The 16,512-nt window shown below is 72.8% G+C and carries 11 protein-coding genes; 4 read left to right on the forward strand and 7 right to left on the reverse strand.

All coding sequences use genetic code 11. The features are described 5' to 3' along the window. Positions 1-38 precede the first annotated feature (38 nt). From GA0070561_RS10080 to GA0070561_RS10105, 6 genes are all read right to left on the reverse strand, one after another. Positions 39-1,886, reverse strand: a complete 1,848-nt coding sequence (locus GA0070561_RS10080; RefSeq protein ID WP_091398764.1) for an IucA/IucC family protein — start codon at positions 1,884-1,886, stop codon at positions 39-41. Continuing rightward, positions 1,883-2,491, reverse strand: a complete 609-nt coding sequence (locus tag GA0070561_RS10085; protein ID WP_091398765.1) for a GNAT family N-acetyltransferase — start codon at positions 2,489-2,491, stop codon at positions 1,883-1,885. Before GA0070561_RS10085 ends, GA0070561_RS10080 begins: the two co-directional genes overlap by 4 nt. Then, a complete protein-coding gene (locus GA0070561_RS10090) occupies positions 2,488-3,765 on the reverse strand; it encodes a lysine N(6)-hydroxylase/L-ornithine N(5)-oxygenase family protein (RefSeq protein WP_091400129.1) in 1,278 nt (425 codons plus the stop codon). Before GA0070561_RS10090 ends, GA0070561_RS10085 begins: the two co-directional genes overlap by 4 nt. A gap of 35 nt (positions 3,766-3,800) precedes the next feature. Next, a complete protein-coding gene (locus GA0070561_RS10095; protein WP_141710344.1) occupies positions 3,801-5,339 on the reverse strand; it encodes a pyridoxal phosphate-dependent decarboxylase family protein in 1,539 nt (512 codons plus the stop codon). A gap of 98 nt (positions 5,340-5,437) precedes the next feature. After that, on the reverse strand, positions 5,438-6,298 hold the full coding sequence (locus GA0070561_RS10100; RefSeq protein ID WP_091398769.1) for a siderophore-interacting protein: 861 nt from the start codon (positions 6,296-6,298) through the stop codon (positions 5,438-5,440). A 4-nt stretch (positions 6,299-6,302) separates the two neighbouring features. Next, on the reverse strand, positions 6,303-7,334 hold the full coding sequence (locus GA0070561_RS10105) for an ABC transporter substrate-binding protein (RefSeq protein WP_091398771.1): 1,032 nt from the start codon (positions 7,332-7,334) through the stop codon (positions 6,303-6,305). A 73-nt stretch (positions 7,335-7,407) separates the two neighbouring features. Between GA0070561_RS10105 and GA0070561_RS10110 the strand changes: the two genes are divergently transcribed. Genes GA0070561_RS10110 through GA0070561_RS10125 form a run of 4 tightly spaced genes read left to right on the forward strand, consistent with a single transcriptional unit; the run spans position 7,408 to position 12,477 of the window. Then, positions 7,408-8,520: a FecCD family ABC transporter permease gene (locus GA0070561_RS10110; RefSeq protein WP_373861499.1), complete on the forward strand. Its 1,113-nt coding sequence runs from the start codon at positions 7,408-7,410 to the stop codon at positions 8,518-8,520. Next, positions 8,517-9,545 carry a FecCD family ABC transporter permease gene (locus tag GA0070561_RS10115; protein WP_091400134.1) on the forward strand — a complete coding sequence of 343 codons (1,029 nt, stop codon included), beginning with the start codon at positions 8,517-8,519 and terminating at the stop codon, positions 9,543-9,545. The genes GA0070561_RS10110 and GA0070561_RS10115 overlap by 4 nt, the downstream gene beginning before the upstream one ends. A gap of 29 nt (positions 9,546-9,574) precedes the next feature. After that, positions 9,575-10,399 carry an ABC transporter ATP-binding protein gene (locus tag GA0070561_RS10120; RefSeq protein WP_091398778.1) on the forward strand — a complete coding sequence of 275 codons (825 nt, stop codon included), beginning with the start codon at positions 9,575-9,577 and terminating at the stop codon, positions 10,397-10,399. Continuing rightward, a complete protein-coding gene (locus GA0070561_RS10125; RefSeq protein WP_091398780.1) occupies positions 10,396-12,477 on the forward strand; it encodes a penicillin acylase family protein in 2,082 nt (693 codons plus the stop codon). The genes GA0070561_RS10120 and GA0070561_RS10125 overlap by 4 nt, the downstream gene beginning before the upstream one ends. Positions 12,478-12,538: 61 nt before the next feature. On the opposite strand, the gene GA0070561_RS10130 is transcribed toward GA0070561_RS10125, so the two are convergent. After that, a complete protein-coding gene (locus GA0070561_RS10130; protein WP_091398781.1) occupies positions 12,539-16,249 on the reverse strand; it encodes a S8 family serine peptidase in 3,711 nt (1,236 codons plus the stop codon). Positions 16,250-16,512 lie beyond the last annotated feature (263 nt).

Below are 16,512 nucleotides of genomic sequence, written 5' to 3' on the forward strand. Positions count from 1 at the left end.
CACCCGTTGGCGTGCCCGCTGACCAAACGCGATAGCGGTCACCGGGCCGGAGCGTGGGCGGCCAGCGGGTTGGTGAGGGTGCCGACGAACTGGAGCGCCGCCGACGGGTCGGCCAGGTCGATCATCTGCTGGTTGTTGCGCAGTTGCAGCCGGTTGAGGCAGGACAGCGTGAACTCCGGGGCGAACAGGTCGTAGTGGCGGACCCGCTCGGCCAGGTGCGGCACCCGGTCGAAGTAGTCGGCGGCGCAGGCCGCGACAGTGCGCCAGAAATCGTCCTCGGCGAGCACGCCGGCCTCGACCAGGACCGCGTTGAGGTGCCGCAGGAAGCAGTCCACCACGTCGGTGAAGATGGTCAGCAGCTTGGTGTCGTCGGGCACCTCGACGCGGATCCGCTCCACCGCCGCCGGCAGCTCGACCTTGTCGCTCATCACCGCGATCTCCTCGGCGATGTCCTTGAAGATCACCCGCTGGACGGTGTCCTGCTCGTCGAGGACCAGGATGACGTTCTCGCCGTGCGGCATGAAGGCCAGATCGTGGGCGTAGAAGCTGTGCAGCAGCGGGGTCAGGTAGGCGTCCAGGTAGCGACGCAGCCACACCTCGGGCGCCAGGCCGGACCGGGCGATCAGCGCCGCCGCCAGTGAGCCGCCCTCGTCGTCGACGTGCAGCAGTGCGGCCATGGTGGACAGTCGCTGCCCCGGCGTCAGCTCGGGCACCGGGCTCTCCCGCCACAGGGCGGCCAGCATCTTGCGGTACGGGGAGGTGCGCTCGGTCGCCGCCTCGTACTGCCGGTGCCGGTAGCCCACCGCGGCCCGCTCCCGGATGACGGTCAGGCCGGTGCCGGTCAGCACCTCGTCGGCGGCGATCAGGTCGGCCAGCCAGTCGTTGATCGCCGGGGTGGCCTCCATGTACGCGGCCGACAGCCCCCGCATGAAGCCCATGTTCAGCACCGACAGCGCGGTCTTGACGTAGTGCCGACCCGGCTCACTGACGTTGAAGAAGGTGCGGATGGACTGCTGGGCGAGGTACACGTCCGGCCCGGGGCCGAGGTGCACCAGCCGCCGCTCGGCCAGCTCACCGGCGAAGGTGACCGCCAGCTTGTTCCACCATTGCCACGGGTGCGCCGGGATCAGGTGGTAGTCGGCGAGGTCCAGCCCGAGATCGGCCATCGTGGCCGCGAACCGGGCCCGGGTCTCGGCGTCCAGCTCGCTCTCGATGAGCGTGTCGTAGTCCAGGTCGGCGGCGCTGCTGAACGTCGAGTGGTCCCGGTGCGCGGCCAGCCACTCCAGCCGCACCGGCGCGGCGGCCTCCGGGGCGTACAGGTGGTATTCGTCGACGCCGAACCCGAGCCGGCCGTTGTTCGCCACGAAGCAGGGGTGGCCCTCGGTCATCGAGGTCTCGATGGTCTGGAAGTCCGCCTCGGCCAGCTCGGCGGCGCTCGGCGCGGCCTGGGCCAGCTTGTACGCCGTACCCGCCAACGTCGAGGTGATCTCCTCCAGGTAGACCGGGAGCACCCGCGCGGAGAGCCCGAGGGTGTCGCGCAGTTCGACGATGAGGTCCACCGCGTCCGGGGCCAGGGCGATGCCGTCGCGGTGTCGGGTGATGCTGTCCGCGTCGATCTGCCAGTGCGCCAGGGCGAGCACCCGCGCCGCGAACCGGTAGGTGACAGTGCCGTCGTCGCTGCGGACCTCGTACCACTGCCGGTCGTCGGGGCCGGCCACGGCCTCCGGGGTGAGCAGCCGCTCGTGGGTGAACTCGGCGAACGCCTTGCGGACCAGCAGCCGGTTGGCCCGGGCCCAACGCTGCGGGGTGAGGTGCCCGACCGGGTCGCCGGAGGCGTTGTGCGCGGTGGCGACGGGCGGGTGGGTGGGGACGGCGGTGGTGGTCACGCCGGGGCTCCTTCGGTTCGGGTGACAGCGGCGCGGTCGGCAGCGGCGCGGTCGGCAGCGGCCTGGAACTGGGCTCGGGTGCAGACGCTGAGCAGCGCGTCCTTCTCGGGCTTGGCGATCGGGCCGACGACGGTGAAGCCGACGGCGGCGTTCAGCGCGTGCACGGCGGTGTTGCGCACGTCCGGTTCGACCACCACCCGCCGGGTCGTCGGGTCGTCGAAGAGCCACGCCATGACGGTGCCGATCACCGCCCGGGTGAAGCCGTGCACGGGGGCGTCGACCGGCGCGCAGAGGAAGTGCATGCCCACGTCACCGGGCTGATGGTCGTACAGGCCGACCAGCTCGACGTGGGCCGGGTCGTAGCGCTCCGCCAGGAAGGCGGGACTCCCCCGCCACAGGCCGAGGTACGCGTCATGGTGCGGGTGCTCGGCGATGCGCCGGTACTCCTCGGTGACCTGGGCCAGGTCGGCGTCCTGCATCATCCAGAACGCCGCCTTCGGGTGGGTCACCCAGGCGTGCAGCAGCGCCGCGTCGGCGTGCGGATCGAGCTGCCGCAGCGCGAACTCACCGAGCCCCTCGTCGACCCGGGTGAAGACGGTCGTCACGACGACACCCCGAACTCCTGGAAGGTGATGCTCTTCTCGATCGGGTAGTACTCGCGGCCGAGCAGCTCCCTGATGATCCAGGAGTTGCGGTAGGCGCCCATGCCCAGGTCCGGTGAGGTGATGCTGTGCGTGTGGGTGCCCGCGTTCTGCAGGAAGATGCCCCGCCCACTGTGGTCGATGCTGTAGTTGCGGGCCACGTCGAAGCGGCCGTGCGCGTCCCAGCGGATGCGGTCTGACACCGGCGTGAGGAACTCCGGCACCCGATAGTGGTAGCCGGTGGCCAGCACCAGCCCCTCGGTACGCAGCACGAAGTCGCGCTCCTGCTCCACCTGACGCAACCCCAGCGTGTACTGCCCGTCCTGGTGCTCGGCGCTGACCAGCTCGGTGTTGGTGAGCAGGCGGGTGTTCACCGGCCCGTCCACGCTGTGCGCGTAGAGCAGGTCGAAGATGTCGTTGATCAGGTCGGCGTTGATCCCCTTGAACAGGCCCTTCTGCTCGGACTCCAGCCGGTAGCGGGTCGCCTCGGGCAGCGCGTGGAAGTAGTCCACGTAGTCCGGTGAGGTCATCTCCAGCGTCAGCTTGGTGTATTCGAGCGGGAAGAACCGCGGCGACCGGGTCACCCAGTTGAGCTGGTAGCCGTACCGGTCGATGTCGCCGAGCAGGTCGTGGTAGATCTCGGCGGCGCTCTGCCCGCTGCCCACCACTGTGATGCTGCGCTTGGTGCGCAGCGCCGTGCGGTGCTCCAGGTAGTGGGAGTTGTGCACGGCGTCGCCCGGCAGGTCGGCAACGGCCGGAGGCAGGTGCGGCGGGGTGCCGGTGCCGAGCACCAGATGCCGGGCCCGGTACTCCACGGTCTCCCCCGTGCCGGTGCTTGCCCGCACCACGTACCGCTCGTCGGCGCTGTCGTACTCCACAGTGGTCACGCTCTGACCGAAGCGCAGGTTCGGCAGTTTCGCCGCCGCCCACCGGCAGTACGCGTCGTACTCACTGCGCAGCGGGTAGAAGCTCTCCCGGATGTAGAACGGGTAGAGCCGGCCGATCTCCTTGAGGTAGTTGAGGAAGGAGTACGGCGACGTCGGGTCGGCGAGGCTGACCAGGTCGGCGATGAACGGGGTCTGCAACCGGGCCGACTCCAGCAGCATGCCGGGGTGCCAGGCGAGGCTCGGCCGGGCCTCCAGGAACACCCCGTCGAGCTCGTCGATCGGCGCGGTGAGGCAGGCCAGGCCCAGGTTGTACGGGCCCAACCCGATGGCGATGAAGTCGTGGGTGGACATCGGGGTCTCCAGGCGCGGGTTCGTGGTCACCGGCGTCAGCCGACGGGGCAGGTCAGGTCGGCGTCGACGTGGTCGTGCACGTACTGGCCGGCGTGGGTGGCGATCAGGTCGAGCACGTACCCGACGTCGTCGACTGTGGTTTCCGGGTTGAGCAGTGTGAACTTCAGGAAGTGCCGGCCGTCCACCCGGGTCCCGGCGACCACGGCGAGGCCGGATGCCGCGAGGGCCTCCCGGGCGTGCAGGTTGGCGGCGTCGGCCAGCTCCCGGCCGGGGCCGGTGGGCAGGTAGCGGAACACCACGGTGCTCAGCTCCGAGCGCGTCACCACCTCGAAGCGCGGGTCCTCGCTGACCAGTTGCCAGGCGTCGGCGGCCCGGTCGACGACCTCGTCGAAGAGCCCGCCGAGCGCGTCCGGGCCCATCACCCGCAGGGTGAGCCAGAGCTTCAGCGCGTCGAAACGGCGGGTGGTCTGCAAGCTCTTGTCGACCTGGTTGGGGATGCGCTGCTCCACCATCCGGGCAGGGTTGAGGTAGTCGGCGTGGTAGGTGACGTGCCGCAGCGTCCGCCGGTCGCGGACCAGCAGCGCGCTGGAGCTGACCGGCTGGAAGAACGACTTGTGGAAGTCGACGGTGACCGAGTCGGCCCGCTCGATGCCGTCGAGCAGGTGCCGGCGCGTCGGCGAGACGAGCAGACCGCAGCCGTACGCGGCGTCCACGTGCAGCCAGACACCGGCCGCCACGCAGATCCCGGCCAGTTCGGTGAGCGGGTCGATCGAGCCGAAGTCGGTGGTGCCGGCGGTGCCGACGACGGCCATCACCACCAGCCCGGCCTGGCGGCACCGCACGATTTCCTCGCGGACGGCCGCCGCGCTGATCCGCCGGCGGGTGTCGGTGGCCACCGCGATCACCGCGTCCGGGGCGAGGCCGAGCAGCTTGGCCGACTTCTGCACGCTGAAGTGACCGGCGGCGGAGGTGATCACCCGCAGCCGGGGCAGCAGCTCGGCGCGCGCCGACGGGTCGATGGCGGCAGCGCACGCCTCCTCCCGGGCCAGCAGCAGCGCCTGGAGGTTGGACTGGCTGCCGCCGCTGGTGAAGATGCCGTCCGCGTGCGGACCGAGGCCGATCCGTTCGGCCGTCCAGTCGATCAGCCGGCGCTCGATGAGGGTGGCCCCGGCGCTCTGGTCCCAGGTGTCCAGTGAGGAGTTCACTGCGGTGAGCACCGCCTCACCGAGCAGCGCCGGGATGGCCACCGGGCAGTTGAGGTGTGCCAGGTAGCGGGGGTGGTGGAACCAGACGGCGTCGCGCAGGTAGACGTTCTCCAGCTCGTCCAGGGCGGCGCCGGCGTCGCCCAGCGGACGGTCCAGGTCCACCCGGTCGACCAGGGGGGCCAACTCGGCCGGCGTGATCCCAGTGCCGGGACGGTCCACGGTGGCCACTCGGCGGGCGACCCGGTCGACGCCGTCGGCGATCGTCCGGCGGTACTGCTCGACCGAGCCGCCATGCAGCAGCTGGGCCCGCGCGGCGGTTGACGCCGGTGGCGGCGTGGTGGTCTCGACGGGGTACGTCGGCACGGTCACGGGATGTCCTTCCACGTTCTCGACGAGGGGCAGCCGGAACCGTCCCCGGCGCGGCGGTGCGCCTCGGGGCAGTGCTGCCGATCGATTGGGGTCGTCAGTCAGGCGGTGGCGCCGGCCAGCGCCTCGGCACGCAGGTCCTCTTCGGACAATCCGCGTCGCCAGTAGCCGGCGAAGGTCACCCTCCGGCGGTCGAAGCCGCGCTCGTCGACGAGGTGCCGGCGCAGCGCCCGCACCACGCCGGACTCACCCGCGACCCAGGCGTACGGGGTGCCGCCGGTGGGGAGCCTGGCGGCGCGAACGGAGCTGACCAGCAGGTCACTGCCCGGCGGTGTGCTGCCCCGCACGATCCACTTGATCTCGGCGTCGGCCTCGGTAGGCAGATCGGTGATGTCCGCGGCGTCGGGCACCTCGATCCAGGCGCGCACCCGGGTGCCGGCGGGCAGCCAGGCCAGGATGCCCTCGACGGCCGGTAGCGCGGTCTCGTCGGCGGCGAGCAGCACGAGGTCCGTGCCGTCCGGCGGGCGGAAGCAGACGCTGCGGTTGTCGGGCACCGCCGGGCCGAGCAGCAGCACCCGGTCGCCGGGGCCGGCCAGGGCCGCCCAGCGGGAGGCGGGGCCGGTGTCGCCGTGGCTGACGAAGTCGATGTCAACAGCGGTGTCGGCCGGGCGGTGCTCCCTGATGGTGTACGAGCGCAGCACCGCGCGGACGTCCGCCGGCAGTGCCCGCCAGCCGCCGAACCAGTCCTCGCCCTGCTCGACCGGGACCACCGGGGCGTGCTGCCCGGGGTGCGGCAGGAACAGTGAGACGCTCTGGTCCCGGCCGCCGCCGGCGAAGTCGGCCAGCTCCGCGCCACCGAAGGTGACCCGGATCAGCGAGGCGCCGACCCGGTGGGCCCGGACGACGTGCGCGGCGTAGAAGCGGTACTGCGAGGCGATCGGTGCGGCGGCGCTCGTACTCATGGCGTCAGCTGACCTTCTTCGCGTTCCGGATGGCGGTGGCGAGGTTCTCCAGCAGCGGCGCGGAGCCGGCGTACGAGAAGCGGGGTACCGCGTCCCACGGGCTCACCTGGTTGGCCTTGACCGCCGGCAGTTGCTGCCAGGTCGGCTTGGCAGTGAGGTCCTTGGCCTGCAAGGCGGTGCTGCGGTTGTCCAGCAGGATCAGGTCGGCCGGGAACTTACCGGCGCTCTCCCAGCTCAGCGCCTCGAAGTAGTCGCCGGCTTCGAGCTTGGTGGGGACCACGATGTCGACGCCCAACTCGGCGAAGTACATCAGGTCGGTGCTGACCTTCGGGTTGGAGACGTAGAAGAGGTCGGGGCTGCCGGAGCAGGCCATCACCTTGATCCCGGGGTTGGCCTTGACCGCCTGCCGGACCGCCTCGGAGGCGGCGTCGAAGCGGGCCTTTCCGTCGGTGACCTTCTTCGCGGACAGGTCCGCGCCGAGCGACTCGGCCAGCGCCGCGTACCGCTCGATGGGCTTGGTCATCGGCACCCGGGCGGTGGTGATCGCCACACTGGGCGCCAGCGGGAGGATCTTGGCCTTGCTCTCGTCCGGCACGTACCAGAGCGCGTCCGGGTCGTACATGTGGGTGACCAGCAGTTCGGGGCGCAGCGCCGCGTACTTTTCCAGGCTGAACTCGCCCCACACGTTGCCGAGGATCTCGACGCCCTCGACGTTCAGGTCGCCGGCCTGCGGCTCGGCAGTGCCGTCGGCGCGCTTGGTCTCACCGAACACGCCAACGAGCTGCTTGTCGAGACCGAAATCGATCAGGGCCGCCGCCACGCCGGTGAAGGCCACCACGCGGGTCGGACGGGCCGCCGCCTCGACCTTCGTGCCGCGGTCGTCGGTGAACGACCAGGGACCACTTCCGGTGCTGGCGGCGGGTTTCGCGGCGTCGTCCTTGCCACAGGCAGCGAGCAGGGTGGCCAGCGTGGCAGCGCCACCGGCGGCCAGCAGGCCACGGCGGGAGAGGCGGCGGGCGGACAGAGCATCGGGCATGGTGTTGTCTTTCGATCAAGGGTTGGCCGGTGTCGACCAGGGCAGCGGGGTTAGGTTAGCCTAACCTCGGTCATTGTCAACAGCGGTTCGCCGTGTCGCCACCACCCCGGAGCCCACACTGGACGCCACACCCACCGTCACCCGACCGGCACCGCCCGTGCCGGCCAGGGAAACGGCCGCACCCCCGAGCCGGCGTGGCCGTCGGGCGGCCCGCGCCGCCGGCCTGGTCACCGCCGTGGCACTGCTCGCGGCGATCGTGGTGCTCAGCATCGCGGTCGGCGCGAAGGCCATGCCGCTCGCCGACGTCTGGTCCGGGTTGCTGCACCGCGACGCCACCGAGTACGCCGTCGTGCACCGGATGCGTCTGCCCCGCACCCTGCTCGGGCTGCTCGCCGGCACCGCCCTCGGTGTGGCGGGCGCGGTCATGCAGGCCCTCACCCGCAACCCACTCGCCGACCCCGGGCTGCTCGGCATCAACGCCGGCGCGTCCGCGGCCGTCGCCACCGCCGCCGCGTTCCTGGGCGTCACCGCCGTCGGCGGGTACGTCTGGTTCGCGCTGCTCGGCGCGGCGGCGGTGACCGCGCTCGTCTACGCCGTCGGCGGCGGACGCGGCGCCACCCCGGCCCGACTCGCGCTGGCCGGAGCGGCGCTCAACGCCACCCTCTACTCCTACGTGAGCGCGGTGATGCTGCTGGACACCGCGTCGCTGGAGCGGCTGCGTTTCTGGACGGTCGGCTCACTGGCCAGCGCGGACTCCGCGACCGTCACCCGGGTACTGCCGTTCATCCTCATCGGGCTGCTGGTCGCGCTCGGTGCCGCTCGTCCGCTGAACGCGCTGGCGCTCGGCGATGACGCGGCGCGCGCCCTCGGCGCTCGACCCGCGCTGATCCGCGCCGCCGTGATCGTCGCCGTCACCCTGCTCTGTGGCGCGGCGACCGCCGCGTGCGGGCCGATCGTCTTCGTCGGGCTGCTGGTGCCGCACCTGGTCCGCGCCCTGACCGGCCCGGACCTGCGCTGGCTGCTGCCGTACTGCGCGGTGCTCGCACCGGCGTTGCTGCTCGGCGCCGACGTGCTCGGCCGGGTGCTGGGCCGCCCCGGAGAGCTCCAGGTCGGCATGGTGACCGCCGTGCTGGGCGGCCCGCTCTTCCTGTGGCTGGTCACCCGCCGACCGGTGGCGCAACCGTGACAGTTCTGCGTACGTCATGGGGGTTGTCGCTGCGGTTCCGGCCCCGCGCGTTGGGTGTCGGAGCCGGCGCTGCGGTGCTTGCCGCCGGGTTCGGTCTGGTGGCCCTGGGCAGTGGTGACTACCCGATGGGGCCGGCGGACGTGCTACGCACGCTGACCGGCGGTGGCACCGTGGCGGAGCAGTTCATCGTGCTCGAGCTGCGCCTGCCCCGGCTGGTCACCGCCCTGTTGGTCGGTGCGGCCCTGGCTCTCGCCGGCACGGTGTTCCAGTCGCTGGTGCGCAACCCGTTGGGCAGCCCGGACATCCTGGGCTTCACCCAGGGCGCGTCGACCGGGGCGCTGGTGGTGGTCGTCCTCGGTGGCAGCAGCCTGGCGTTGGCCGGGGCGGCGGTCGTCGGTGGCCTCGGCACCGGTCTGGTGATCTACGCGCTCGCCTGGCGGCGCGGAGTGCACGGCTACCGGCTCATCCTGGTCGGCATCGGGGTGGCCGCGATCCTGACCGGCGTCAACGGCTACCTGCTGACCCGGGCGCCCCTGATGGAAGCCGCCCGCGCGGTTCTCTGGCTCACCGGCAGCCTGGACGGGCGGGGCTGGGCCAACGCCGGGCCGCTGCTCGCCGTCCTGGTCGTGTTGGCGCCGCTGGTGCTCGTCGGCTGCGCCCCGGCGCTGCGGATGATGGAGTTGGGCGACGACGCGGCCAGCGCCCTGGGCGTGCCGGTACGCCGGCTGCGCCTGGTGCTGCTCGCTGCCGCCGTGCTGCTGGTCTCGTTCGCGGCTGCCGCCGCCGGGCCGGTGTCCTTCGTGGCGCTCGTCGCCCCGCACGTGGCGAAACGACTGACCCGGTCCCCGGGGCCCAACCTGTTGCCGTCGATGGCCGTCGGCGCGGCGCTGCTGGTCGGCGCCGACCTGGTGGCGCAGCGCGCGTTCGCCGGGCACCAACTCCCGGTCGGCGTGGTGACCGGCGTGATCGGCGGCGGCTACCTGGTCTGGCTGCTGGCGATGGAACGTCGGGTGGGCCGGCTGTGAACACCCGTGACGCCCTCGAAGGAGCACCCATGCGACCCGGCGATTCCCGACTCGGCGGCACCGCGCTGACCCTCGCCTACGACCAGCGCACCATCGCCGAGAACCTGACCGTGGCGGTGCCCGACAGGTCCTTCACGGTGATCATCGGCCCGAACGCGTGCGGCAAGTCGACGCTGCTGCGCGCCCTGTCCCGGATGCTGCGCCCCAGCGCCGGTGCGGTGCTGCTGGACGGACGGGACATTCACGATCTGCCGGCCCGCAAGGTGGCCCGTACGCTCGGCCTGCTGCCGCAGTCGTCGATCGCACCGGACGGCATCAGCGTCGCCGAGCTGGTCGCCCGGGGTCGCTACCCCCATCAGGGGCTGCTGCGGCAGTGGTCCCGCGAGGACGAGCGGGTGGTCGAGGAGTCGATGGCCGCGACCGGGGTCGACGATCTCGCCGACCGGGCGGTGGACGAGTTGTCCGGCGGGCAGCGGCAGCGGGTCTGGATCGCCATGGCGCTGGCCCAGCAGACGCCCCTGCTGCTGCTCGACGAGCCGACGACGTACCTCGACATCGCCCACCAGATCGAGATCCTGGACCTCTGCGCCCGGTTGCACGAGGAGCAGGGCCGCACCCTTGTCGCGGTGCTGCACGACCTGAACCACGCGGCCCGCTACGCCACCCACCTGATCGCCATGCGCGACGGGCGCGTGGTGGCCGCCGGGGAGCCGGCGTCGGTGGTCACCGCCGACCTGGTGGCGGAGGTGTTCGGGCTGCCCTGCCGGGTGATCGACGACCCGGAGACGGGCACCCCGCTGGTCGTCCCCGCGGCCCGACGCCGCGCCACCACCCTGGCCCCGGAGCCGGCGTGAGCGAGCGCAGCGAGCGAACCAGCGAGCACAGCAACGCGCGGCGGTTCCGCGACCCGTGGGGGGTGCCACACCTGCGGGCCGACGACCCGCTCGCGCTGGCGGCGGCGCAGGGCCGGGTGACCGCGTACGACCGGGCCTGGCAGATCGAGGTGGAACGGCACCGCGCCCAAGGCACCAGCGCGGCGTTCCTCGGCCCCGACGCGCTCGGCTGGGACCGGTTCGTCCGGCAGGTCCGGCTCGACGACACCGCACGCCGCTGCCACGCGGCACTGGACCCGGCGACCGCCGAGTGGGTGGGCGCCTACGTGGACGGCGTCAACGCCGGTCTCGCCGCCGGGGCGGCCCGGTCACCGGAGTTCGCCGCCACCGGGCTGCGCCCGGGCCGGTGGGAGCCATGGACGCCGCTCGCGGTCTGGCTGGGCCACCACATCCTGTTCGCCGGGTTCCCCGGCAAGCTCTGGCGCGAGCACGTGGCGCAGCGGCTCGGGCCGGACGCGGTCGACCTGTTCGCCACCGACGGGCCGGCAGTGGCCGGCAGCAACGGGTGGCTGCTCGCCGCCGAGCGCACCGGCACCGGGGCCGCGCTGCTCGCCGGCGATCCGCACCGGTTCATCGAGGATCCCGGCGTCTACCAGCAGATCCGGCTGGCCTGCCCGGAGTACGACGTGGTCGGGTTGGCGGTGCCGGGTGTGCCGGGCATCGCGCACTTCGGGCACACCGGTCCGGTGGCCTGGGCGATCACCAACGCGATGGCCGACTACCAGGACGTGTACGCGGAGCGGCTGCGCCGCGACGGCCCCCGGGTGCAGGCGCTCGGCCCGGACGGCTGGCGACCGGCGCACCGCCACGTCGAGACGATCGAGGTGGCCGGGGCCGAGCCGGTCGAGGTCGAGGTGGTGGAGACCGACCGTGGTCCGGTGATCGTCGGTGGGCCGGACGACGAGAGCGCCGTCAGCCTGCGCTACCCACCCCGGGTCCGGGGCGACCTCGGTTTCGCGACGCTGCCGGAGCTGCTGCGCGCCCGCACCGTGGCCGACGTGGACCACGCGCTGCGGCACTGGGTGGAGCCGGTCAACGTGGTGCAGGCGGCGGACACCGCCGGAGGGCTGTTGCACCGGGTCGCCGGGGCGGTGCCGGTGCGGCACCCGGGAAACGGCCGGCGGGTGGTCCCCGGATGGGACGCCGCCTACGCCTGGCAGGGCTGGCACGCGCCGATGCCCCGCGCCGAGGTGGTCGGCCGGTCGGTGATGGCCAACGAGCGCGGGCTGGCGGCGCCACTCGGGGTGGAATTCGCCGCAGCGCACCGGGCGCGTCGCATCGCCGAGCTGCTCGACGCCCGTCCGGCCTGGACGGCCGACGAGATGGCGTCGGTGCACACCGACACGTACCTGGGCGCGGCCGGGCCGCTGCTGACGGTCCTCGCCGACTCGACGGGGCTCGGTCCGGCCGCCGCCGCGCTGCGTGAACGACTGCTGCGCTGGGACCGCCGGATGGCCGCCGACAGCACTGACGCGGCGGCGTACGCCCTCCTGCGGGCGGCTGTCGTACGCCGCATCGCCGCCCACCCGGCGCTGGCCGAGCTGGCCGAGCTGCCCGCGTACCCCGAGGTGTTCGCGCCCTGGCTGGCGCTGACGCCGCGCGTCGGTCACGCGCTGGAGCACCTGCTCGGCACGACCCCGCTGCCCGGTGTGGATGTCACCGCGCTGGTACGCGCGGCGGCCGAGGAGGTCGCCGACGCGGCGGCCGGGCAGGTGCCCTGGGGGGACCTGCACCGGCTGGCGCCGTGGCGGGCCCTGCCCGGCCCGGACACCGGGCCCGGCCCCCGGCTCGACGGTGACCACGACTGTGTGTTGGCCACCTCCAGCGTCCCCGGAGTCACCCACTGGTGCTTCCGGGGGCCGGCGGCGCGCTTCGTCTGGGACCTGGCCCGCCGCTCGGACAGCCGCTGGGTGGTCCCCCTGGGCACCTGCGGGGTGCCCGGCGACCCGCACCACGACGACCAGAGCGCCGCCTGGCTGGCCGGGGACCTGCTGCCGGTCGTCACGGACTGGGACCAGCTCGCCGAGGAACTCCACTGACGGCACCGGCCGCCGCTCGGGGTGTTTCGCGCACCCCGAGCGGCGGCAGGCCGCAGTGCTGTCAGCGCAGGCCGAACGCCCGGCTGATGCTCTGGCTCACGGTGTTGCCGGCGCTGTCACGCGCCGTGGTGCGCAGGCTCACGAAGCCGGCCTTCGCCGGCGCGGCCAGCGAGGTACGCCAGCCGTCGCCGTGCCGGGTCAGACGCTGCTTCTGCCAGGTCGCCCCGTCGTCGTAGGACACCTCGACGGTCACCGCCCCGATCGTGCCGGTGACGTCGGGCAGGTGGGAGGCGACAACGGTCAGCGGTGCCCGCCGCGACGCAGTGCCGGCGGAGTCGATGGCCACCTGGTAGTCCAGCTGGATCATCGGCAGGACCTCGGTCGACTCCTCCCCGGTGACCGCAGAGTGGAAGCCCCACTCGGTGCGGGTCTGCCGGGAGTACGGGTTGGTCCACGCGGCCCGGTCGTTCTCCACCACCAGCCGGTACGGCAGTCGCTCAGACGCCAGCCCGGAGACCTGGAGGTACTCGGCGTTACCCCAGTCCAGCTCCTTGTCACCCTGGTAGAGGGTGGTCCGGTTGACCATGTCGTAGTTCGCGTACGCCTCACCGATGTGGCCGCCCCCGTCGCCCCACCCGGGCGCGGGCAGGTAGACGGTGTCCAGGTACCGGACCGGCACGTAACTGCCGCCCATCCGGGGTCGCTGGATCGGCCCGAACCAGGTGACCGCACTCGGCTTGCCGGCCGGGTACGTGGTCACCGCCATCAGGTGCTGACCGGTCTCGCCGGCGATGAACGCGTCGTCGATCCACCGCTGGTCGGCGCTCACCCAGTCGGTGCGTCGGCCCTGCGCCGGGGCCGGCTCCTGGTTGCTCGACGCCCAGCCGCGCCACACGTCGGTGCGGAACTCCAGCGCCTTGCCCTGCCGGTAGTTGCGGAACTCCACGTCGACCCGGGCCAACTCCCGCTTCGTGGGCCGGTAGGTGGGGTCGGCCGGCACCGTGCCGGTCCAGTGGTGCGCCACGTCGTACAGGTAGCTGGTCTCCGGGTGCGACTCGACGGTGAGCCGCACCGCGCCGCGCTCCAGCGCGGCGATGAGCTGCCCACCCTCGTCGGCGCCGAGGGTCGCCACGGTCACCGGGGCCGGGCTCTCCGGGCTCCACGGCGCCTCGTCCCACGGCTGGAGCCGACCGACGCCGTCGTTCACCACGAGCAGCAGCTTCGCTCCGGCCGCCGCGGCGGCCTGCGCCTGGGTGGCGATGTCCACACTGTCACTGCGGCGCACCACCACGGCCCGGTCCCGCACCGGACGCTTGGCCAGCCCCGCCGCCGACGCGTCGGCGACGTAGACCGCGTCCAGTTGGCGACGACCGGCCGGCAGCGCCGGGGTGGCCCGCTTCACCAACAGATCGTCGTACGAACGACCGCCCGCCGAAACGGTCAGGGCCGGCTGCTCCAGCCGCCACCGGGCACCGAACTCGAACTCGCCGTCGGTCACCGGACGGCTCGTCGGCAACGCCCACATGCTGTCGTACGAGTCGTCGGGCAGCACCTGACTCTCGGTGAGACCGTTCTTCGTGGACCGGTGGATGTCCATCCGCAGCGCGCTCGCGGCGGCCTCCTGCGGCACCCGGGCCTGCACCTGTCGGGCGGCGCGCGCGTCCAGGATGACGGTGCGGTCGCGGTCCAGGTTCACGTCGGTGAAGCTGAGCATCGCCATGCCCTTGGAGTGCGGCCCATGCGCGCCGCGTACGTCCGCGGAGATCCAGCCGTTCCAGCTCGCCACGGGCAGCCGCAGCGTGGCGGTGCCGCTCTCGGGAAGGTCCACGGCGGTGAAGAGGGTGTCGGCGGTGAGGATGACCTTGCCGACGAGCGGCTTGCCGTCGCGGTCCTTGGCGACCAGCGTCAGGTTCTGCCGCTGGCCCTCCTTGCCGGCGCCGATCAGGGTGCGCCCGCGCACCGCACCGGTGTCGTCGGTGGCGACGATCATGCCGCTGACCTGCTTCTCCACCGGCAGCTTGTCGTACGCGGCGGTCACCGTCACGGTGGCGGTGCCGCCCGCGGGCACTGTGACCCGGTCGGCGGAGAGCGCGAACAGTCCGGCCGGCGCGGTGGCCGCGTCGAGGGCCAGCTTCAGGTCGACCGGCGCGCTGCCGAGGTTGGTGTAGGTGACCGTACGGTCGACTGTCGTGCCCGGCTGCTGCGGCCACGCCTGGAAGCCGGAGTAGGCGCTCGGGGTGGCGAAGACGGTGGCGTGCGCGGCGGCGACCGCGTCGACCCGGCCGGCACCCGCCTGGTACGGGGTGTACCCGGGGGTGGCCTTGACCGTGCTGACCAGCGCTTCCTTGATTCGCTGACCGGTCCAGTCCGGGTGCGCGGCGGCGACCAGCGCAGCCGTGCCGGCCACGTGCGGGGTGGCCATCGACGTGCCGCTCATCAGCGTGTAGTCGCCGGAGCCCCGCACGAGATGCGAGCGGGCCGCGAGGATGTCCACGCCGGGGGCGGTGATCTCGGGCTTGAGCCCGCCGTCGCCGGCGCGTGGCCCCTGGCTGGAGAAGTCGGCGAGGTGGTCGGTGTTGTCGACCGCGCCGACGGTGAGCGCGGAGTTGGCGGCGCCCGGGCTGCCGATGCTGGCCGGGCCGCTGTTGCCGGCGGCGATCACGAAGAGGGCGCCGGTCTCGGCGCTGAGTCGCTCGACCGCCTGGCTCATCGGGTCGCTGCCGTCGGTGGCCTCACCGCCCAGGCTCATGCTGACCACCCGGGCCTTCTGCTCGCGGGCCGCCCACTCCATGCCGGCGATGATCCACGAGTTCTGTCCGCTGCCCTCGCTGTTGAGCACCTTGCCGATGTGCAGGCGGGCACCCGGGGCGACACCCCGCTCGGCGCCACCGGACGCGGCGCCGGTACCGGCGATCGTCGAGGCGACGTGCGTGCCGTGGCCCTTGTAGTCGAGGATGTCGGGCTCCTCGGGCACGAAGCTGCTGGACTCGGCGATCTGGCCGACGAGATCCGGGTGTTCGGCGTCCGCACCCGAGTCGAGCACCGCGACGTCGACACCGGTGGCGGTGTTGCCCTCGGCCCACAGCTTCGGCGCGCCGATCTGCGCGGTGGACTCGGCCAGGTCCGCGTGCACCCGACCGTCCAACCAGACCTTGGCGATGCCGTTGGCCAGGGTCGGGGCGTCACCCGTACGCCGGGTCGAACCGGCGGTCAGCGCGGTCCAGAACCGGTCGGCGGCGGCGCGCTGGCGGGTCAGCGCCGCGCCCTGCACGCTGTCCAACTGTCGGACCAGTTCCGCGCCGTCGACGGTGGGGCGGGTGCGGTTGCGGGCCGCCGCGTCGGTCATCGTGACGATCAGCGGAAGCGCGTCGGTGTGCGCGTCGTCGTAGCCGTCGGCGATGAGGTCGGTGACGTTGAACAGTTGCCGGTCCAGCACACCACTGGTCACATAGGACAGGGCGGCGTCCGGGTAGACGTAGGTGTCGCCGTCGCGCACGGTGCGGTGGAAGCTTGGGGTGCTGCCGTCCGGCCGGCGCACTGTCGACACCGTGCTGCCGTCCGCCGCGGTGGTGACGGTGACCGTGTCACCGGTGATCAGAGTGACGGTGGACGCGCGTCCGGCGGCGGCCGGGGGTTGACCCGCCGGGCGGTCGGGGTTGTTCGGCGGGGCGGCGGCCGCTCCCGCGCCGGGTGGGGTGAACCCGGCCGCCAGGGTGAGGGCGGCGCCGAGGGCGATCAGCCCGGATCGGCGGCGCCGGTGAGACAGAGCCACGATGACCTCTTTGTGTCGAGAAGTGGTACGCACCACAGCATCGACGCAGAGCCCACACCAACCGCGCACCGCACCCCGACGCACTTACGCCATGGCGCAACCCCGCCACCCTCCCCCGCACTTGCCCCGCCCCCGTCCCGCCCCGCCCCCGTCCCGCCCCGCCCCCGTCCCGCCCCGCCCCCGTCGATCTTGCACTTTCTGTCGCGACCAAAGCCGCGAATCAGGACGCATCGACAACCGCAAGTGCAAGATCGGCGGGGGCG

This window comes from Micromonospora saelicesensis, from assembly GCF_900091575.1.
GTDB lineage: Bacteria > Actinomycetota > Actinomycetes > Mycobacteriales > Micromonosporaceae > Micromonospora > Micromonospora saelicesensis.